20 protein-coding genes are annotated in these 19,415 nt (G+C 61.2%); 7 read left to right on the forward strand and 13 right to left on the reverse strand.

Features of this window, described 5'->3' with window-relative positions; all coding sequences use genetic code 11:
• Positions 1–21: 21 nt before the first annotated feature.
• Positions 22–1,293: a pentapeptide repeat-containing protein gene (locus EEB12_RS29470; protein WP_141489138.1), complete on the reverse strand. Its 1,272-nt coding sequence runs from the start codon at positions 1,291–1,293 to the stop codon at positions 22–24.
• Between the two features lie 351 nt (positions 1,294–1,644).
• Between EEB12_RS29470 and EEB12_RS29475 the strand changes: the two genes are divergently transcribed.
• Positions 1,645–2,601, forward strand: a complete 957-nt coding sequence (locus EEB12_RS29475; RefSeq protein ID WP_141489139.1) for an SMI1/KNR4 family protein — start codon at positions 1,645–1,647, stop codon at positions 2,599–2,601.
• Between the two features lie 190 nt (positions 2,602–2,791).
• Positions 2,792–2,956 (forward strand): hypothetical protein, encoded by a 165-nt coding sequence (locus tag EEB12_RS30665; RefSeq protein WP_181447612.1) that lies wholly within the window; start codon positions 2,792–2,794, stop codon positions 2,954–2,956.
• Positions 2,957–3,028: 72 nt separating this feature from the next.
• On the opposite strand, the gene EEB12_RS29480 is transcribed toward EEB12_RS30665, so the two are convergent.
• Complete coding sequence (locus EEB12_RS29480) at positions 3,029–4,078, reverse strand: hypothetical protein (RefSeq protein ID WP_141489140.1); 1,050 nt, start codon at positions 4,076–4,078, stop codon at positions 3,029–3,031.
• A 114-nt stretch (positions 4,079–4,192) separates the two neighbouring features.
• Here EEB12_RS29480 and EEB12_RS29485 point away from each other — a divergent pair, with 114 nt between their 5' ends.
• The gene (locus EEB12_RS29485) at positions 4,193–4,618 is read left to right on the forward strand and encodes a hypothetical protein (protein ID WP_141489141.1); all 426 of its coding nucleotides are present in this window, start codon (positions 4,193–4,195) and stop codon (positions 4,616–4,618) included.
• A gap of 180 nt (positions 4,619–4,798) precedes the next feature.
• On the opposite strand, the gene EEB12_RS29490 is transcribed toward EEB12_RS29485, so the two are convergent.
• The 10 genes from EEB12_RS29490 to EEB12_RS29535 form a co-directional block, all read right to left on the reverse strand.
• Positions 4,799–5,059 carry a hypothetical protein gene (locus EEB12_RS29490; protein ID WP_181447613.1) on the reverse strand — a complete coding sequence of 87 codons (261 nt, stop codon included), beginning with the start codon at positions 5,057–5,059 and terminating at the stop codon, positions 4,799–4,801.
• A 4-nt stretch (positions 5,060–5,063) separates the two neighbouring features.
• Positions 5,064–5,390 carry a hypothetical protein gene (locus EEB12_RS29495; RefSeq protein WP_141489143.1) on the reverse strand — a complete coding sequence of 109 codons (327 nt, stop codon included), beginning with the start codon at positions 5,388–5,390 and terminating at the stop codon, positions 5,064–5,066.
• Between the two features lie 533 nt (positions 5,391–5,923).
• Positions 5,924–6,166 carry a hypothetical protein gene (locus tag EEB12_RS29500; protein WP_141489144.1) on the reverse strand — a complete coding sequence of 81 codons (243 nt, stop codon included), beginning with the start codon at positions 6,164–6,166 and terminating at the stop codon, positions 5,924–5,926.
• A complete protein-coding gene (locus EEB12_RS29505; protein WP_141489145.1) occupies positions 6,147–7,790 on the reverse strand; it encodes a flavin-containing monooxygenase in 1,644 nt (547 codons plus the stop codon). Before EEB12_RS29505 ends, EEB12_RS29500 begins: the two co-directional genes overlap by 20 nt.
• Before the next feature lie 27 nt (positions 7,791–7,817).
• Positions 7,818–8,447 carry a pyridoxal 5'-phosphate synthase gene (locus EEB12_RS29510; protein WP_141489146.1) on the reverse strand — a complete coding sequence of 210 codons (630 nt, stop codon included), beginning with the start codon at positions 8,445–8,447 and terminating at the stop codon, positions 7,818–7,820.
• A complete protein-coding gene (locus EEB12_RS29515) occupies positions 8,440–9,573 on the reverse strand; it encodes a PhzF family phenazine biosynthesis protein (protein WP_315985413.1) in 1,134 nt (377 codons plus the stop codon). The genes EEB12_RS29510 and EEB12_RS29515 overlap by 8 nt, the downstream gene beginning before the upstream one ends.
• A 47-nt stretch (positions 9,574–9,620) precedes the next feature.
• Complete coding sequence (locus EEB12_RS29520) at positions 9,621–11,486, reverse strand: anthranilate synthase family protein (RefSeq protein WP_141489147.1); 1,866 nt, start codon at positions 11,484–11,486, stop codon at positions 9,621–9,623.
• Positions 11,483–12,109 carry an isochorismatase family protein gene (locus tag EEB12_RS29525; protein ID WP_141489148.1) on the reverse strand — a complete coding sequence of 209 codons (627 nt, stop codon included), beginning with the start codon at positions 12,107–12,109 and terminating at the stop codon, positions 11,483–11,485. The genes EEB12_RS29520 and EEB12_RS29525 overlap by 4 nt, the downstream gene beginning before the upstream one ends.
• Positions 12,106–13,305: a 3-deoxy-7-phosphoheptulonate synthase gene (locus tag EEB12_RS29530; RefSeq protein WP_258537460.1), complete on the reverse strand. Its 1,200-nt coding sequence runs from the start codon at positions 13,303–13,305 to the stop codon at positions 12,106–12,108. The genes EEB12_RS29525 and EEB12_RS29530 overlap by 4 nt, the downstream gene beginning before the upstream one ends.
• A 40-nt stretch (positions 13,306–13,345) precedes the next feature.
• On the reverse strand, positions 13,346–13,822 hold the full coding sequence (locus EEB12_RS29535; RefSeq protein WP_141489149.1) for a PhzA/PhzB family protein: 477 nt from the start codon (positions 13,820–13,822) through the stop codon (positions 13,346–13,348).
• Positions 13,823–14,179: 357 nt separating this feature from the next.
• On the opposite strand from EEB12_RS29535, the gene EEB12_RS29540 reads away from it, so the two are divergent.
• Together EEB12_RS29540 and EEB12_RS29545 are read left to right on the forward strand one after the other, a co-directional pair.
• Complete coding sequence (locus tag EEB12_RS29540; protein ID WP_021334645.1) at positions 14,180–14,509, forward strand: antibiotic biosynthesis monooxygenase family protein; 330 nt, start codon at positions 14,180–14,182, stop codon at positions 14,507–14,509.
• An 89-nt stretch (positions 14,510–14,598) separates the two neighbouring features.
• Complete coding sequence (locus EEB12_RS29545) at positions 14,599–15,819, forward strand: FAD-dependent monooxygenase (RefSeq protein ID WP_141489150.1); 1,221 nt, start codon at positions 14,599–14,601, stop codon at positions 15,817–15,819.
• A gap of 99 nt (positions 15,820–15,918) precedes the next feature.
• Here the strand turns inward: EEB12_RS29545 and EEB12_RS29550 are convergent, their stop codons facing one another.
• Positions 15,919–17,526, reverse strand: coding sequence for a cytochrome b (locus EEB12_RS29550; protein WP_410055719.1), 1,608 nt, complete (start codon positions 17,524–17,526; stop codon positions 15,919–15,921).
• Between the two features lie 232 nt (positions 17,527–17,758).
• Between EEB12_RS29550 and EEB12_RS29555 the strand changes: the two genes are divergently transcribed.
• Entirely contained in the window at positions 17,759–18,103 is a 345-nt protein-coding gene (locus EEB12_RS29555; RefSeq protein ID WP_021334696.1) for a YciI family protein, read from the forward strand.
• A 45-nt stretch (positions 18,104–18,148) separates the two neighbouring features.
• Positions 18,149–19,411: an RNA polymerase sigma factor gene (locus tag EEB12_RS29560; protein WP_141489152.1), complete on the forward strand. Its 1,263-nt coding sequence runs from the start codon at positions 18,149–18,151 to the stop codon at positions 19,409–19,411.
• Positions 19,412–19,415 lie beyond the last annotated feature (4 nt).

Below are 19,415 nucleotides of genomic sequence, written 5' to 3' on the forward strand. Positions count from 1 at the left end.
AGCCCACTACGTTGTGCCCTTCTAGCTGGCGGAGTCGGGGACGGCTTCGGTGTCGTCGATTCCGGTAGCGGGTTGGTTGTCGGAGTCTTCGTTGTCTGCGCTTCGGACCCTTCGTGGGGTTCGAAGACCTATGGCGTCGGTGATGTCTTTGGCGCCGCTCACATCTACCGGGACCCCGAAGCCTCGCACTCCTGTGAAGTCTGTCCTGACCAGGGTGGCTTCGAGGAAGGTGACGCGTTGGTCGATGGTTGCGCCTTTCAGATTGGCGTCAGTGAGATCCGCGCCGTCAAATGTGGTGCCGATTAGTTTCGCGCCTGGCAATTGCACTTTCTGCATCTTCGCGTCGTCTAGGCGGGTGCCCTGCATATCCGCGCCTGGCAGCATTGTGCCGCGGAGGTCAGCGTTTTCCAGTCGGGCATAGGACAGGTCAGCGTGAAGTAGGTTCGCTCCGCTCAGATTCGCGCCCATGAGTCTGGTTCCATATAGATCGGCGTTTTCCATAGGTAGATGTACAAGACGGCTGAAGCGCATGTCCATCTTGCGGAGAGAGATTCCACGGAGGTCAATAGTGACCACGTTTAGGGGATTCCGGTCCGGGTGACCTGGCCAGGGGTAGTTTGCGGTGGCAACTCGGCTGAGCCATTCGAGCGCGGCTTTGCGGACATCGCGGTCTTTTTTCAGGAAAACGTCGTCGGCGTCCCAGCCCACCAGTTCCTGCGTACTGCTCTCGAACTCTTCGTTGATTCGGGGAACGCTACGAAGATAGGAGCACAAGAGGTCAACGCAGACCTGGCGCTGGCTGTAGATCCCAATGCTTGTCCAGTCGTCACCGAGCGCGGCGATGGCATGGACTCCACCCAGACGGATCGTAGGTTCTTCATTCGCCAGTTGTTCGACAGCTTTGGTGTAGCGGTCGTGCATGTCCGCAACTCGTTCTGCATCTTGTTTGGCGCGTTCGAGCTCGAGGTTCGTTTCGGTCGTGACAACGAGGTGCTGATGCGTTGTCTCGGTCGATTTTTGGCGGCGGTAGCCGAGAACGATCGCCACGACGGCGCCGAGCGCACCGACAGCGAAGGCTGATGACCTGGATATCTGGAAGAGCTGTTCGCCGCCCACTGAAGTCACTGCTTCGCCCGGTGCCGTGAGCATTTCGGCTTGGGCGTAGTCAAGTGCAAACCAGATAAGACCAGCCGCGGCTATCGAAAGGAGGATCCCCCAGAAAAACCCGGAATTCTTCTCGCTAGTTGTGCAGGTGGTTCCGTGGGCAGTTTGTCCTGAGTTTTGGGTGGTCATGCGTGTCCTTCGGGTATCGGTGGGAAGGCAACCGTACAGAACAGACCTTTTGGTCGGATGGTCCGGCCCGCAGCAACCGGGCCGGACCTTTCCAGTTTGCGTGGCCCCTTTTGGGTTCTGTGGTCGACGATGTGCGCGAGGGGCGGGTGGTGTTCGACGGCAGGGCGTCGGTGTTCGCTGTCGTCGGGTGGGTGTTGATGGGTGCGGCGATTTATTCGAGGAGGCGGCAACCGCCGTCCGAGCCTGAGTGGTCGATGCCGGTCGATCGGGGGTAGTGGTGTGTTTTCGTCGGGTGCGATGACGGTTGTGCTTGTTCGCCGATAGATTCGGGCCATGACATAGATTCGGGCCATGACACTGACCGATGCATGGCAGGCTTATATGGACGTCCTTCGCGACTGCGCACCGGTCACGGCATCGGCGGTGCGCCCACCTCGGGTTCTGGCGGAGCGAGAGGCCGCTGAACGCGCGACCGCTTCGTGGACGGAGGAGCTGCGTGGGTTCTTCGCTCTGCACGACGGCCAGGCTTTCCGTTCGGAAGACAATCAGTTCGTCGGTGAAGTTCTGCCGGGGGTGGAACTGCTGTCGCTGGAACAGGTGGTCGCCACGCACAAGCTCTGTGGTGAAACTTTGCATCCGATCGATGATCTGGGGCCGAATTGGCCTGCCACGGTTCGGGCGCAGCGTGCAGGGGAAACAGCTGAAATGTTTGTCCCTGCCTACATTCCGTTCGCTGAGGACGGGGCCGGAGATTTTCTCTATGTCGACACCCGCGAGGGCGAACAGCATGGATGCATCCGCTATTTCGCGGCGGAGGCAGCGGACGAGGGCGGCCCCCTGTTCGCTTCCCTGACCGAGTACGTGGATTCGGTTCGCCGTAGTGTCGAGTCCAGGGCCGAGCATTCGTATCTGGTGCCGTCAGTGACCGAGGGGGCGTTGGCGTGGGAGGTTGACTTCTCCGATCGACCTCCGATGGAGCCGCAGCCGGATCCGATGCCGCTGCACCTTCCGTTCCCGCTCAGTGACTTTCAACCTTCACTGATCACCTCTGATGACGACCTCGTTGACCTCGATGTCGTCCGCGCTGCTGTCCTCGACACCGCACGGTCGCGTCATCCTGGTGCGGAGGTGCAGGGCGGGGAAGTGGTTTTCCGGCGGGTCCCCCGCCAACATGGGGTGACGATGAATTCGGTCGTCCAGGTCGATGGTGACCCCAGGTTTTATCTGACGATTGTCACCGGTGTCGGCAACGAGGTCCTCGTGCATGAGTTGCCGCCGGGTGGCTTCACATTCATCGTTGACCACTAATGTCACGCGGCCTGTCTTCTTACTCGGGAGGGTTGCGCGGGAGGTGGATCTCCGGCGTCAGCGGCGGAGGTCTTGTGTCTGCGGATTCGGCGCATCGGACGTATCCAATGCAGATTTTGAATTGTATTGGTGCAGAATCGCATTCAAAGCTGCCGGCGCTCGTATCGGTCAGTAGAAGCAGCAGAAGTCGATGTTCGTCGTGTTCGTGGTCACCCAGGTCGGAGAGATCACGGCCCGAGAACTCTGGGATGAGGTACTTCGCAACGCGATCGTGCTCGGCGCACTCCTTGTGTTGTTCCTTCTCGGTCTCGTCTGGCTCTACACACGTGCCAAGGAACGCAATTGGGTCGACTGATTCGCGAGTTGAGCTGCCAGATAGCGTCTTCAACTCTTCCGCTTGCGCGGCAATCGAACTCGCGCGCCTGCGCTATATGTCGGATTGTGTTCCCATCTCCCGGGCGCGCTTGCTTGCGCAGTCATGGTGCATCACGAGACCGGCTGCGGCACCGTCGAGCGGAAAGCCGCAGAACGAACATTTCGGTGCAGGGCCGAGTACCGGCTGAATGACCTGATTCTGCGTGCCTGCTGCGCCCGCGTGAATCGGTGCCTCACAAATTCGGCGGCCTTGCGTCGGGTCCGGTTTCTGCTGTTGTTTCAGGCCCGGCGTCCAGTCGGATTCACCGTTGGGACCGAGCGTGTCTCGGTCGCGTCGGGGAACGACATACACGTATCCGGACCGGTCAATGATAGGGACCAGGTCGCCGCTCGCAGCACCGGCGATTGCGCCGTCCAGTGTCATTCCGATCAGCGGCACGAGCTTCGGGTGCCAATCCCCGCAGTGTCGGCCACCACTGATCGGGCATCGAGAGAAGCCAGTGACGTCACAGACCGTCATCTCGATCTCGCGGAGGGCGGTCGCGGTTGCGGTGCCAGCCGGCGGCATGCTCGATGACCAGTCGGTCTCGTTCACGCGCATCGAGGGCACTTTGTGAAGCCAGGCAGGTTGTCTGTCCGAATCCGACGTCCACAGCGGGACGATGCCGGCACGTGCAGTTTTCGTCGTCCGACTGTGTGCTGCGGCGAGCTTCAAGTTGGAATGTTGCACTTCGGCACCGACCAGCACGGGGCCTTTGACCAAGACGTCGACGCGAGTTCCCCCGGTCGTCTTGTACTCGGGAACTGCCTCGAAGCCGGCGCTGTCAGCGGCTCGGCACCAGTAATCCTTCTGGCGCTTGTGCTCGTCGGTCTCAGGCGTCATGGTGTGCTCTGCGGTGCATTGAGCGCCGGGAAAGTGCACTGCGTAGTACCGGTCGCCTTGCTTGCGTAGGTACATTTCGCCGCCACCCGACTCCTTGCATTCGAGGACACCGTCGCCGCGCTCGATGTTGCCGTGCAGCTCGGCGATTCTCGCCATGTCGGAGGGAGTGAGGGCCGAGAGGTCCACGGTCGTGCCTTCGAGTCGTGCCTGGGTACTCATGGAGACCTCCAGTGGTTGCTGCCGTCGCTCTTCTCAAGTGTGCAGGACAGCGCCGACATTCCCGGGTGCCATTCTGAGCGTTCGGCTGTCGGTGGACCGCTCTAGCGTGAACGCATGAACTGGACTTATGCGTTGAACCCGGATCTGGCGGGGCCGTGGGACGAGGTGTACCCGACCGATCCCACCATGGGTTACCTGTACGTGATGGCGTTCGATTCGGGCTGGACGAAAGTCGGCCTGACGACCGATTGGCCGAAGCGCCGGCACTCGCATACATCGACCTTCCGCAGGCTGGGGTGGGAGTTGTCGCAGGACCCGTGGAAATCGTGCGTGGTACCGCGCGCCGAGCTTGGCGTGATCGAGAAGCGACTGCACGCCGAAGCGCGGAGAACGTCAGACGGGAGCACCTTCAATCCGCGGGTCATCGGAGTCGGGCGCGATGCGTCCAAGCCCGCGGGAACCGAACTGTTCCGCGGGTGCTCGTTCGACTACTTGGTGGCCTTCGCTGATGTGTTGGCGACGACGGACGCGCTCGTCTGAGCGACGAAAAGCAGCTGGCAACCGTGCCGGCCGGACTTTTCGTCGCTGTGCTCGTCATGTCGAGGCAGGTCGGCATGACGCCAACACCCGCGGTGGGGACGTGTCATCTATCGAGGTCAAAGGTGAAACTGTCGCGCGGGGCGGGGACAGGTGTAAACGCGAGAGAAGATCGCCGGGTCTCTATTTGCGGAAGCCGCGGTCGTCGTCGCGTCGGAGGCCCGTTTCGAAGGGGATGAACCAATCCTCGGGGTCGAGGTTCACTCCGTCCGGGATGGGTTCTGGCCAGAACAGTGTCAGCACGTCGTGGTCTTGGAACAGGTAGTCGAGCGGGTCGTCCCAGTAGTCGTCATTCTTGTGCGCGGGAAGATCGGTGAGTTCTTCTGCGAATCGGTCCGACAGCATCGCGATGCGGGCGCGGCCGATGATCAAATGCAGCGCCATTTCCTCACCGGTACAGCGAGGTTCGGGATCGACTGTCGCGGTCGCATCGGCGGAAAGATCGTCGAACGCGCGAGCCATGGTGCGTCGCCACGTCGCATCCTGCCTGAGTCCAGGTGCATGCCGGCAGTTCCGCCAGCACCCCGCGGCCGGACCCTGGTTGGACAGGGAGATCGCCGAGCAGGTGGGCGTCGGCGAACAGCGCATCCGCAAGCTCTGTCGCTACCTTCGAAACAACGTAGGACTGGCGTGAGGTCAACGTCGGTGCATCCGGATCGAACGTGTCGTCCTCGTAGTAAAAATCGTCGTCGTCAGGATTCGGAACCAGGTGCATGCCACGCAGACTAGACGGAAGATCGTTGTTCGTCTCGGCCGCGCGGGCACGCTCTCGCGATTGCACTCGGAAAACCCGGGTACCGGTTAGTCGGCGTTGGACGGGCGCGGGTTCGAATGCAAAGATCATAGGGCGAAGCTGCCGACGCTCGTATCGGTCAGCGAGGCCGCAGAAGAACTGGGTGTGAGCCGCCAGAGCACCTGAAATCCATCAAAACCGCCAAGCTCCAACGCCGAAAGCGCGTAGCGATCGAAGAACGGCTCACGAAAACCCAAATGTGAGCGCCGGGCACCACTGTGTGCGAACGCTATGCGATCCGATGACCTGCAACAGTTGTGGTTCTGCACGGAAGATGAGGCTCCAGAGTGGATACCTCGGCGGCGTAGTGGAACAGGAGAGAGGTAACGGCGGGCTTGTCGCGTCCCGACGCGTCGCTTGACCAGTCGGGCGGCCCGCAAAACCGCGCTACTCATCCGATGACGTCGATGCGGCATCGGATGAGTAGCGCGGGTGAGTGGATCGTCAGTCGGGTTCTACAGGTCTTCGTTTTCGTTGCAGAGCACGCGGAAGGCTCGGTGGTGGTCTTCGGGGAAGACCAGGACTTTGCGGGCAATTCCGGGGCCGGACAGTTCGGGACCCGAGATGGTGCTTCGGATTCCGTGCTCTGAAAGTTGTTGTTGGACTAAGCCGACGGCGCTGTCGTTGTAGAGGGTGGCGGCTGCTACAAGAAGCCCGTAGTCGGTAGATGTGCGGCGGTCACTGCGGAATGGAGGCATGCTCTCGCTCCAGGGATGTGTGGTCATCGCTGTGAAAGGTGAAGTTCGGGTAGTCAGCATCGGCCTCGTCCGCGAGAACGCGTCGATAGTTGCCCAGGCCGGCGAAATAAAACAGTGCGCGGCTCGTTTTTCCTGGAATGTTGGCGCCGAATATCCAGGAATGAGCTTTCGGGAACAGTGAGGCGTTGGCGATGTCGTCGCAGAGTTGCGCCCATGCGCGTACGGCGGTTTCGCTGACTTCGACGACGGCGGAGCCGCGGGTTTCGGCTTGGCGGATCAGTTCGGTGATCCATTCGATCTGGGTTTCGATTCCCGGCGGCAGGTTCGTGAAGACGCTGTTGGGGCCGTAGACCATGAACATGTTGGGGAATTGATGTGTGGCGATACCCAGGTAGGCGGCGGTGGTCTCGTTCCACAGTTCACTGATCGGTGTTCCGTCGCGCCCGGTGAGATGCATTTTCTTGTATCCGCCGTCGACAGCGTCGAAGCCGGTGGCGAGTACGAGCAGATCGATCTCGTGTTCGGTCCCGTCGGCGGTGACTACTGCGTTCTCGTTCAGCCTGGTGATCGGGTTGTCTTTGATGCTGACCAGAGAGACGTTCGGCCGGTTGAAAGTTTCGTAGTATCCCTTGTTCGCGATGGGCCGAGTGGCGTAATACCCCGAAGGCATCAGCGTTTGGGCTGTGGCGGGGTCGTCGACGATCGCGGCGATCTTGTCCCGAACGAAATCCGCTGCGGCCAGGTTCGCTGCGGGATCGAAGATTATGTCGTTGAAGGTCCCGAACATGAAGTGGAAGGCATTACCTCGCTGCCAGCTTTCCTCGAACACACGGGTTCGTTCTGTTTCCGACACCGATGTCGCTGAGACCGTGCTTTCTTCGAAGCCGCAACCGACGATCGAATTGCGGACTTGGTCCCAGATGGCGTCGTAGTTGCTGCGGCACCGGTCGAGGTATTCCTGGTCGATCGGTCCGTTGCCGGAGGGGATGCTGTACTGCGCGGTGCGCTGAAAGACCGTCAAGTGCCGAGCGTTTTCCGCGGCGGTGCAGATGAACTGGGTGCCGGTGGAGCCGGTGCCGATGACGCCGACTTTGCGGCCGGCGACCTCTAGTCCGTCCGGCCAACGGCTGGTATGGACTACCTGTCCCGAGAACTGCTTGATACCAGGTATTTCCGGCGCGTTGGGTTCGGAAAGCACCCCCAGGGCGGTGATCAGGTACTTGCATAGGTAAACCTCGGAGGACTCGGTGCGCACTTCCCACCGTGCCAGGGAATCGTCCCATCGTGCCGAGGTGACGGTGGTCGCGAGCTGGATATCGCGGCGTAGGTCGTGGCGATCGACCACGGCATTGAGATACTCGAGAACTTCCGCTTGTTCTAGATAGCGGTTCGTCCACGACCATTCCTGAAGCATCTCTTTGTCGAAGGAATACCGGTAGACGAACCCTTCACTGTCCGACTTCGCGCCGGGATACCGATTCCAATGCCACGTGCCGCCGACACCGTCGGCTTTGTCGAGGCATCGCACTGCGAGTCCGAGTTCGTTGCGAAGTTTGTGCAGGGCGTAGATGCCGGCGAATCCGGCGCCGATGACGATCGCGTCCAGTGACGTGTCGGGTTCCATGTCAATCCTTTGTGTAGGACAAGCGTTTCAGGGCTGAAGTCGATCGACGGTCCACCCACGTGGGCTGCGTTCGTAGAGCAATCGGCGGTGTAGGCGCGATTGGTCTGCTGCCCAGAACTCCACGCGATGCGGCTGGAGTTGGTAGACGGCGAAACGGTGAGGGCGGGCGAGATCGGTGCGTAGGCCGAGGCCGTCGCTGCGTGCGAGCAGCACTTTGGGATCGCCGAGATGCAGGCTCTGATGCGAGGCGGTCGACATCGGTTTGAGGGGTTCGGCGCGCTCGTCCCACACCTTGTCGGCGATCGCAGAGCTGAGTTTGAGGACGGGACCGGAGACGATCAGTTGACGGGCGAGTTCGCGCCAGTAGAACAGGCCACTGGCCCACGAGTTCGTCTGCAGTTCGCGCGCTTTCCTGCTTGTCGTATGCGTCGAGAAGGACAATCCGCTAGCGGAAATGTCGGTGACGGCGACCGTGCGTTGAGAACAGCGGCCGGCGCTGTCCGTCGTGGCCAAGGACAGCGCGAGTGGCTCACGGACCCCGGCGATTTCAGCTTGCTCGATCCATACCTGGAACAGGTCCAGCGGCGTGGGTGGTGGATCGGAATATTCCAGGAACGGACGAGCGGTTCCGGTGATGGTTTCGTATTGGCTACTCATCGTCGGTGCCTCGATCGGACCCGAGGTACAAAGTTGCGTGAGCGATCGTGATCGCGTCGCCGCCGACCTGCACGGAGATGAGATCGTGGGTGTGTGCATCGAGACTCGCCCGGGCATGCATCACGGAATGTCGTCCGAGTTCGACACCCTGATGAATACGCAGGTCGTGGTCGTATTCGATCCGTCCGTGACGCGCGAGGTGGATGGCGATCGGACCGGCGGCTGACCCGGTGGCGGCATCTTCGACCACCCCGTACGCGGGAGAGAACATTCGGTTCCGCCAGACTCCATCGAGGTCTTCGGCGATGCAGTTGATCGCCATGTTCTCGAACTCGGACAAGGCGCGGTGGTCGGGGCGTAGAGCAGAGAGCGCCTCGATGCTGTCGACGGTGACGATCGTGTGACGTGGGCCGTTGTCGTAGGTCTCGATCGGAAGTGCGCTTGCGTCGAGCCCCAAGGCTGCCAACAGTGATCTCTGCTCGGCGTCAGGCATCGGCGACCAAGTCGGCAGCGGTTGGTCCATCGTGACGCGGAAGTAGTCGTCGACGGCCTCAGCGGTCATCGGAATCAGACCCACCGCAGTTTCGAACGCGAGTTCCTTCGCACCTGTCTGCGCGGCAACCGCGGCAGCTGTACCGAGGATGGGGTGCCCGGCGAAGGGGAGTTCGTTGACGGGAGTGAAGATGCGAATCCGCGCAGTCGATTCTGCCGAGTCAGCCGACAGGACGAAGGTGACCTCGGACAGGTTCAACTCTGCGGCGATTCGCTGCATCGTTTCCGCCGAGAGCGAGTCTGCGCCGAAGAATACTGCTACCGGATTACCGCTGAGGGGCGTACTGGCGAATGCGTCGACGACGCAGTATCGGAGGCTCCGCCGAGAACTTTCGGGTCGATGCTCGATGAGGGCATGCACCGAGAAGTCCTTGCGGTGCGCGCGTTCTCGTTCGAGGAGTTCGAGGGCCGGTCCAGCGGGGAGCGCTCCCGCGGGGCGATCGTCATCCCAGAGCAGTATCGCTCCCCATTGTCCGGATCCTCGATCGTGGATCCAGTATTTGGCAGCCAGACCGGGTACCGAGCGCCACGCATCGACAGCTGCGGTGTCGGTCAGCTCATTGAGGTGGGTCACTGACGGGTCATCGTCTGACTGAAGGTCCCACATGATGTATTCGAGTTTCACGTCGAGAGCAGCCTTTCGGACATGTGAGCGAGGATGCGAGGGCCGTTCACGGTCAGGATCGACTCGGGATGGAACTGAACGGACGCGAAGTGAGGCCCTTCGAGGGCGTGGATTGCTCCGGTGGCCGTGTCCGCGGAAACAGTGACCGGGCCGACGCCCGCGACATCGATCCGACCGGGAGCACTGCGTGCTTCGAAGGTGTTGTAGAAGCCGACGTTCTCGCTCTGCCCGAAGACGTCGACGCGCGCCTGTTTACCCTGGTTCGGCTCAGCTCTGCGGGTGAGGGGGAGACCGAGACGCAAGGCCAGGATCTGATGGCTCAAGCAAATCGCGAGGAACGGTCGCCGCGTCGAGAGCAGGTCGTCGATCTGTGTTCGGAGGTGCACGATTTTCTCGTCATCGACGTCTGTGGGATCACCGGGCCCCGGCCCGACGATGACCAAATCGTGGTCACTGGTGGTGTACATGTCGTCGAATCGCCGCACAGTGACCGTCAAGCCGAGCGAGCGCAACTGATGGTCGAGCATCGCAGTGAACGTGTCTTCGGCATCCACGATGAGCGCCTTACGCCCGTCCAGTACCCGGGAGCGGACGTCGTGGGGGTAGTTCGGTGACCAGAATCCTGCGATCTGGTCATTGCGATGCGCCAAGGCGGTGGTGATCATCGGGTGCCGATTCCAGCTGGCATGGGGCTTGCTGTGCCCGAATGCCGCCAGAACTGATTGCGCCTTGGCATGGGTCTCGTAGACTTCGGCCCCAGGATCGGAATGGCGAACCAACGTGGCCCCTACAGCAACTCGTACACGACCACAGTCAGGCTCGATCGCCGCTGTACGAATCAGGATCGCCGAATCGAGAGTCGGCGCCCCGCCACCGGAGCGGGTGATCAATGCCGCCACACCGCTGTAATAACCGCGACCGGTCGTCTCGTAACGTGCGATGACCTCGGTCGCGCTTTCTACCGGGCTTCCGGTCACGGTGGGCGCAAACATCGTTTCCCGCAATATCTCTCGTGGGTCGCGGCGCGTCTGCCCCTCGATGAAATACTCGGTATGAGCGACCCACGCCATCTCCTTGAGCGCTGGTCCGTGGACTCGAGTGGTGCCGGGTTCACAGATACGACACATCATCTTCAGTTCTTCATCGACCACCATGTACAGCTCGTCGGTTTCCTTGCGGTCGTCGAGGAACTGTTGAACTCCGTCCAGAGTCGGCCCGCCGGGCGGATAACGGTAGGTTCCGCTGATCGGGTTCATCACGGCGGTGCCGTTGTCGAGGACAACATGCTGTTCAGGCGATGCGCCGACGAGTACCAGACCCTCTGTGTGTACGAGAAAGGTCCAGTAGGCGCCGCGTTCGTTGTCGAGGAGCTCCCCGAACGCGGATAGAGGGACTGTCGAGTTGTAGGGCGTGCACTCGGCGGAGAATTCGCGTTTGATCACGAAGTTCGCACCGCGCCCGTTGCCGATCTCCTCGGACACGATCGCTGCGACTTTCCGTTCGTAGTCGGCGTCGGAGCTGTCGAAGTGCCCGTCGGTGAGGGCGAAGGAGCGGCGCGGGAGTTTGTCGAGCACGCTGGTCAAGGGGTAGTCCTGCTGTTCGTCGATGTAGATGGCGAGCAGCGGGGCGCCATCATCGTGAGCCGGATAGCCGCGTTCGCGTATCTGACGATAGGGAAGAAGGACGAATACATCAGCGGTCGTGGATATTTCCTCGATCAGCTCGTGCTGACGTAGCTGCCCGGACAACGCTGTGACGGTGCGAGCACCGGTGGCAGGATCGGCGCGGCAGAGGAGGGCGTACACCGAGCGGTTGCCGGCCAGTATCTCGGTCAGGAGATCGGTCGAGAGCGGCGGACTCATCGCTCGGTCACCCACTTCGTGGCGACGACACGTGCACAGCAGCGTGAGGTGTATTCGAGGGTGTGGCGGTGGTCTGCAGCGGTGAAGTCGGCAACTGCGTCGCCGACGAGGAACACTTCGATGTCATGGGTGTACGCATCCAGGGCGGTGGCAAGAATGCCGACATGGGCGTACACCCCGCACAGGACAAGTTGCGTGCGACCGTTCTCGCGCATGCGGGCGAGCAGGTCGGATCGGTGGAAGGCGCTGTAACGCCACTTGACGAAGGGCCATGCATCGTCACCGAGTTCGAGCTCGGCGACAAGTGCTCGGTCCGCATCCGTGGTCTGCATCCCCGGGCCCCAGAAATCCCGCAACAGTCCGCGATCTGTGACGTTCATCCGGCCCGGCTGCGCGGTATAAGCCGTCGCCGCCCCTGCCCGCTGCGCCCAAGAATGCAGATCGCGAACATTGCCCACGATCTCCGAACGCATCGCGTCGGGGAACGGCGACAGAAAGTAGCGTTGCATGTCATGGATGAGCAAAGTTGCCTGTCGTGGACGGATATCCCAGTCCACCAACGCTTCCGGCATCTCTCCTAGGCTGGGAAGCAGGTACGGTTCGACAGTGAGATCACGACTCATGACGTCGTCTCCGATACTCGGTAATGTCGTGCGAGCATTTCGCCCCACGCCTCTACGACGGCAGCAGCCTGCTCCGGGTTCAGCCTCGGATCGCACAGCGAACTACTGGGCCGCGCGGAGGCGAGATCTGTACTCGACCAGACGCATTCGCTGACATCAGTCAGATGGGTCGTCTCCAGATGTAACCCGTGAACCCGGGTTCCGGTCTGGTCAGCGACACTGACGAAGCCCGCCATCTCGGCGATGACGTCGTCGACGACTCGGGTCTTGGTGCCATCGTCTGTGCTGAGCGTGTTGCCGTGCATCGGATCACAGATCCACAGCACACGGTGCCCAGCCGCACGGACCGCATTCATCAGCGCCGGCAGTCCAGTACGGATGTGTTGGGCCCCCATCCGTGTGATCAAGGCGAGTTTGCCGGGTTCGCGATACGGGTCGAGCCGAGAACACAGCGCTACGAGATCGTCTTCGGTGGCGGTGGGGCCGACTTTGCATGCCGAGGGGTTTGCGATGTGAGCGAGTGTGGCGACGTGGGGGCCGTCGACGTTGCGTGTCCGTTCGCCGATCCACGGCCAGTGCGTGGAGGTCAGATACGTGCGTTCATCGCTTCCCGGCCGCATCATGGGGTGTTCGTAATCGAGCAGCAACGCCTCGTGACTGGTCCATACCCGATCTTCCAAGGCTCGCCCGCGGTTGAAGCCGGCAATGGTGGCAGCGACTTGCCGAGAAGTCAGGTACCCCATCAGGATCCGGAGCGGATCCGGCGTCCGGCTGACCTCGTCACTGTCGGGCAGGTTCACCATGTGGCCCCGATAGGTGACCACTTCGCGATCACCGATGGTCTCCGTTGCCTTGGAGCGAGGTTTGGCGAACTGTCCGGCGATACGGCCGACCTGAACCACCGGAAGACCGGTAGGGGTGGCCACGGCACCGGCGCTGGCGGTGAGCTGATCAAGCTTGCGATGGACGTGGTCGGGGGTGCAGTGCGCGGGGTCTTCCGCGCAATCGCCCATCTGGAGAATGCTCGCGTGGCCGGCCTCAACGGCGCGCAGGCGTCGCGCGAGTTGGTCGATTTCGACCGGACTCGCAATGACGGTGGTCGTCTCGAGCACGTTGCGAACGAGCTCGAGTTGGGGATGGTCATGCCACGGCGGCTGGTGAGAATTCACCATCGCCGTCAATGCTGAGGGGATCACGAATCACTCCGCTAGGTCGAATTGCTGGGGGCGGTCGTTGTCAGGTCGGAATTCCCTCACGGATCACGTTCGGCACCGCAATGCCCAGGGCCCGGAACTGTTGGCAGGGATTCATGAATTCGCGCTGCTGGCTGATCTTTCCGTCCACGAAGCGGAAGAAATGGATGAAATGATTCTCGTAACGGCCTTCGGGATAGCCGGCAAACCGGATGATGCCGGCGCCGTCGCACTCGACCCAGAAACGATCGGGATCCTGTGTATCGAAGATCTCGATGTTGAACCATGACCAGTCCGGGAAGCACTCGAGCGACCACACGGCATGTTCAGCGAGTCGATCTTTTCCCTTGATCATGATCGGTTCGCCGGTCTCGGTAGTCCACAGGCCGCCCTCGCCGTCCTGGGTGAACAGTTCGTGTCTTCTCAACCGATCGAGGCCCCGTGTCTGCATATAACGAGCGACCACGCTCCGATTCCTTGAACGTGCCGCCTCTTGCTCGGGGCCGAAAACTTCGTACATCGCATGACCTCTCGGAATGTGCACATGCCTGAAACTCGGAAAATTACTGAGTGGCAACGATTTCGATTCGCCGTGCGCACGATCCGAACGGGTGCGCCGTTGACTCGGTGGTAACTGACGCCCTAACGATGACAGTATGGCTCCGAGATCTGCAACGATATGACGCCTCACTGAAGATGCGCGCAAGCGTTGCATCAGATCTCTGCTCGCGAAAAGTGTGACGAATCAAGTGATTACGCGCCAGCGTGTCTGATGAATCACCAATGATGCTCGCGAGGAGAGGTATTCCGCGCGGAAAGCTGTCTACGGCTCTCCCGAACCCTAGCCAACGCAGGAACGGCGGATTACCGTAATGACATGACTGAGACAGTGATTCGTGAAGGCGACAAGGTCGCAACATTCATCAACATTCTGGAACTCAAGGACCCGGCGAAGCAGCAGGACTTGATCGATGTCCTCAACGAGGGCACCGAGAAGGTCATCAAGCACCAGCCCGGCTTCATCTCGGTGAATCTCTTCGCCAGCCGGGACGGTTCTCGTGTCGTCAACCTGGCCCAGTGGAGCAGCCCTGACGACATCAAGGCCGTGGCCACCAATCCCGACGCGCAGGTCTTCGCGAAGAAGGCGGCCGAGCTTGCCACCCCGGCACCAGGCCCCTATTCGGTCGCCTCGGTGACACAGGCCTGATCAAGACCAACATCCACCACAGAGCCCAGGCGGGAACCACCGGTTCCGCCTGGGCCTTCTCTTTGTCGGCACCCGAAAGGACTACAGCGATGGCCAGCAAAGACCTGACCACGACACGCCCCCCGATCAGTATCGCCGGGGCCGGGATCGGCGGATTGTCCGCCGCTCTGGCCCTGCACGAGCGAGGCCACGAGGCTGCGCTGTTCGAATCCGCACCCGAGATCGTTCCCCTGGGCGTCGGGATCAACGTCCAGCCCACCGCGATCGCCGAACTGTCCAGACTGGGCCTGGCCGATCAGCTCGCGAGGATCGGCATTGCCACACAGGCTCATCGATACGTCGACCATCGCGGTCGGACCCTGTGGACCGAACCCCGAGGAATCGCAGCGGGCCACGACTATCCGCAGTACTCCGTGCACCGGGGTCACTTGCAGATGATGCTCCTCGACGCGGTAACCGAGCGACTCGGGCCAGGAGCCGTGCACTCCGACGCCCGGCTGTCCAACATCTCTGGCAGCGGCGAGACGGCGATACAACTGACCGTCGTGAACTCGGACGGCCGAAGCCGCATACTCGACACCGACGTCCTTGTCGGAGCTGACGGGCTGCACTCGACCGTCAGGCGCTGGCTTCATCCTGACGAGGCGCCGGTCAGTGTCGCGGGAACCACCATGTGGCGAGGATTGGCGGACCTGCCGTACACCTTTCTCGACGGCGTGACAATGATCATCGCCAACGACGGCACGGGCACTCGCCTGGTGGCGTATCCCTGCAGCGAACAAGCGAGCGTAGAGGGGAGGACCCTGCTCAACTGGGTCTGCTTGACTCCCTCCGACAGACGAAGCCCGAGCGAAGACGAGCGCACCGGACTCGTCAACGCACTCGCAGAATGGGATTTCGACTGGTTCGACCTGACAGAGTTGGCAGCCCGCTCTCCGCAGGTCTCCGTGTACCCGATGGTCGACCGGGATCCGTTGAGTCACTGGGGCTCCGGCCGGGTGACGCTACTCGGCGATGCGGCGCACCCGATGTACCCGATCGGGGCCAACGGAGCATCCCAGGCGATCATCGACGCCGGCGCACTGGCAGAGTGCTTCACACGGGCAACCGACCCGGTCTCGGCACTGCGATCCTACGAAGCGATGCGCATCATCCCGACAACAAGCATCGTTGAGGCCAATCGGGCGATGAACGAGTCCGAGAAGAAGGCAGCCTCCCGCGCCGGCGATCCTGCGTCCGCCCCAGCCCGGCGCCTTCGTGAAATCACCACCGAATACAGGACTGTGGTCGACCGCTCCACCGCACGGTAAAACCGGCAAGAAGCACTCGACGTATGGCCAGCCGTGAGCATGCCGAACTGCGGGGCGCCCCTGATTCCAGGAGCGCCCCGCAGTGTCGTTTGTGTGCGGTTAGTCGGCCGATCCGGTGATCTGGCGCTGACTGAGAGTGGCAAGAAGTTCGTGCTCGGACTCTTCCTCCGCGCGGTTCAGTGCTTGAACTTCGTCCTCAGGGTCCGGACCCAAAAGTGAACCGGGATAGGGTCTTCCCGCGGCGCCGAGCTTGTTCATCCGCTTGGGAACTGCCGCTCCCTGATATTCCAACGCCTCGCCGTCGCGTCCGAGCGGCTGATGCGTTTCCAGATAGGCCCCTGACGGCAAGCGTTTGATGATGCCTGTCTCGATGCCGTGTTCGAGGACCGCGCGGTCGCTGCGCTGCAGGCCGATGCAGAACCGGTAAGTCACGAAATACGCTATCGCCGGCAAGACGATCACACCGATTCGTCCCGCCCAGGTCATCGCGTTGAGCGATATGTGAAATTTCAGCGCGATGAGGTCGTTGACACAGGAAATCGTCAGCACGACATAGAAGGCAATCGCCATCGCCCCGATTGCCGTACGCACCGGAACGTCGCGGGGGCGTTGCAGAAGATTGTGATGGCTGTCCTCACCGCTCAAACGCTTTTCGATCCACGGATACGCAATCATCAGGACGAACACCGCACCCATTGCGAGTGCAACCCAGAATGCCGAGGGAATGGTGTACCGGTTGAACAGATAGATTTCCCAGGCCGGGATCAGGCGCGCTATACCGTCGGTCCACATCATGTAGAAGTCGGGCTGGGAGCCTGCAGAAACTTGCGCAGGGTTGTATGGGCCCAGAACCCAGATCGGATTGATCTGCAACAGGCCACCCATCACGGCGAGTATCCCGAAGACGAGGGCAAAGAAGGCGCCCGATTTCGCCGCGAACACCGGAAGGATTCGGACGCCGACGACATTGTTCTCGGTGCGTGCAGTCCCCGGGATTTGTGTGTGCTTCTGGTACCAGACAATCGCCAGGTGCGCTGCGACAAGAGCAAGGATCAAACCCGGAAAGATGAGCACGTGCATGACGTAGAGCCGCGGGATCAGCAACGTCCCCGGGAACTCACCACCGAAGATGGCCCAATGCAGCCATGTACCGACGACGGGTATGGCCATCGTGATTCCACCGAGCGGCGAGCGCAATCCGGTACCGGAGAGCAAATCATCCGGCAGGGAGTATCCGAAGAAGCCCTCGAACATCGCCAGAATGAGGAGCAAGGATCCGATCACCCAGTTGACTTCACGGGGTCGGCGAAACGCACCGGTGAAGAAGATGCGCGCCATATGCACGATCATCGACGCTGCGAACATCAGTGCGGCCCAGTGGTGAACCTGGCGGACGAACAATCCTCCGCGCACTTCGAAGGAAATATCGAGTGAGGTTTCGTATGCACGCGACATCACCACCCCGTTGAGCGGTTGGTATGCCCCCTGATAGACGACCTCGGCCTGTGAGGGGTCGAAGAACAATGTCAGGAACACGCCTGTGATGAGCAACACCACGAAGCTGTAGAGGGCGATCTCGCCGAGCAAGAAGGACCAATGCGTGGGGAATACCTTGTTGATCTGACGGCGTAGTCCTGGTGCCAGGTGAAAGCGCGAATCGACCTCATCGGCCTGCCTGCTTGCGACCCTGCTGACGAGGGAACTCACAATCGCCTCCCGAAAATTGGAGCGAGATGAAAGCGCCGACTCTGAAACGAGACATGAGTCGGCGCACTGGAATCCGAAATAGTCTTACACCTTGTAGTACTGCCCGAAACCGTGTCGTCGCATCACCAAAGAGGTTCGCGAAAAGATTGGCCAGAGTGTCGATTTCGGCTTCCTGTCGTTCGACATATATAGAGTGAGTTAACTCAACTGAATGCGAAATAGGGGAGCGGGCATGCCGGAATATCTACTGTTGGTTCACGAAGACGAAGAACAGATCGAACGATGCGAACGAGAAGATCCCGGAGCCCTCGAAGCGCGCTATCAGGCATTCCTCGCCGATCACGCCGATGTAGTGACCCAATCGCGGAGGCTGCACAGTTCCTCGTCCGCCACCAGTCTCCGCCGCGGCGATGGGGACGGCGTCACCATCATCGACGGGGTGTTCGCTGAAGCGAAGGAGGTGATAGGCGGATTCTTCGTCATCGAAGCGGACGACCTCGATGCCGCCCTGGTCATCGCCCGCGAATTGCCGGCGCCTTTCGGCGGGATCGAAGTACGTCCGATCCGCGGAATCTGACCGCGCGTGCAACAGATGGATCACGGCAACAGGGGGACCGAGCTGATGCACCAAGTTGGCGTTCACGCTGCAATCGCGGACGCGCACCGAACGGGATGGGCATACGTTCTCGCCGCAGCGGCTCGAACAACCCTCGACCTCGATCTCGCCGAAGAATGCGCGCAGGAGGCCTACGCCTCGGCCCTGACCAACTGGGCCGAACATGGCGTACCCGAAAGTCCCGTCGCGTGGTTGACCACTGTGGCGCGAAGAAGGGCCATCGATTTCATCCGACGCCGCGACTTGCTCGACACCAAGCTTCCCCTGCTCATCGTCGGCGACGCATACAACCTCGACGACCAAGACATCCCCGACGACAGACTCAGGTTGATCTTCACCTGCTGTCACCCAGCACTACCCGTCTCTACACGCGTGGCTCTGACCTTGCGGCTGGTCTGCGGGCTCTCCACACCGGACGTTGCACGAGCCTTCCTCGTATCGGAATCGACGATGGCAGCACGCATCACCCGCGGCAAAAAGAAGATCGCTACCGCCGGAATCCCCTACCGCGAGCCAGCCGCAGAGGAACTCGCCAGCCGGGTCGACGCGGTTGTCGATGTGATCCACCTCGTCTTCACCACAGGCCACACCGCCCCCTCCGGATCAGAGCTGCAACGACGGGATCTCACTGAACGCGGGCTGCACCTGGCACGACTACTGCACGAGCTGCTACCGCACCAATCCGAGCCGACAGGGCTCCTCTCATTGGTCCTGCTGACTGATGCCCGCCGCGAAGCTCGATCCGACAGCGACGGCCAACTGTTGCGACTGAGTGAACAAGACCGCCAACTCTGGGACCACACAGCAATTCACGAGGGCCTCACTCTGGCCCGCCACGCGATGAAACAGCGCCCCCCGAGCCGCTACGCACTGATGGCAGCCATTGCCGCAGTGCACGCCCAAGCCGGTAGATGGGACGAAACAGACTGGATCCGGATCGTGGACCTCTACAACCAGATGGTGACCATCTGGCCCTCACCAGTCGTCGCGCTCAACCGTGCCATCGCCATCGGTGAAGCCTTCGGTCCCAAAGCAGGCCTCGCGGCATTGGATCCTCTCGGTACCGACCACCAACTTTCCGGCTACCACTACCTGCCCGCAGCCCGAGCCGACATGCACCGCAGACTCGGCAACATCAAAGAAGCTCTCTGCGCCCTCGACGAAGCCCTGATCTTGGTCGAAAACGATGTCGAGCGTCGCTTCCTCGAACAGCAGCGAAAAATTCTTTCGGAAACTGTCGATTCGGGACGTTCGGTATCCGACAACTAGATAG

Source organism: Rhodococcus sp. WS1 (genome assembly GCF_003797745.1).
Lineage (GTDB): Bacteria > Actinomycetota > Actinomycetes > Mycobacteriales > Mycobacteriaceae > Rhodococcus_F > Rhodococcus_F erythropolis.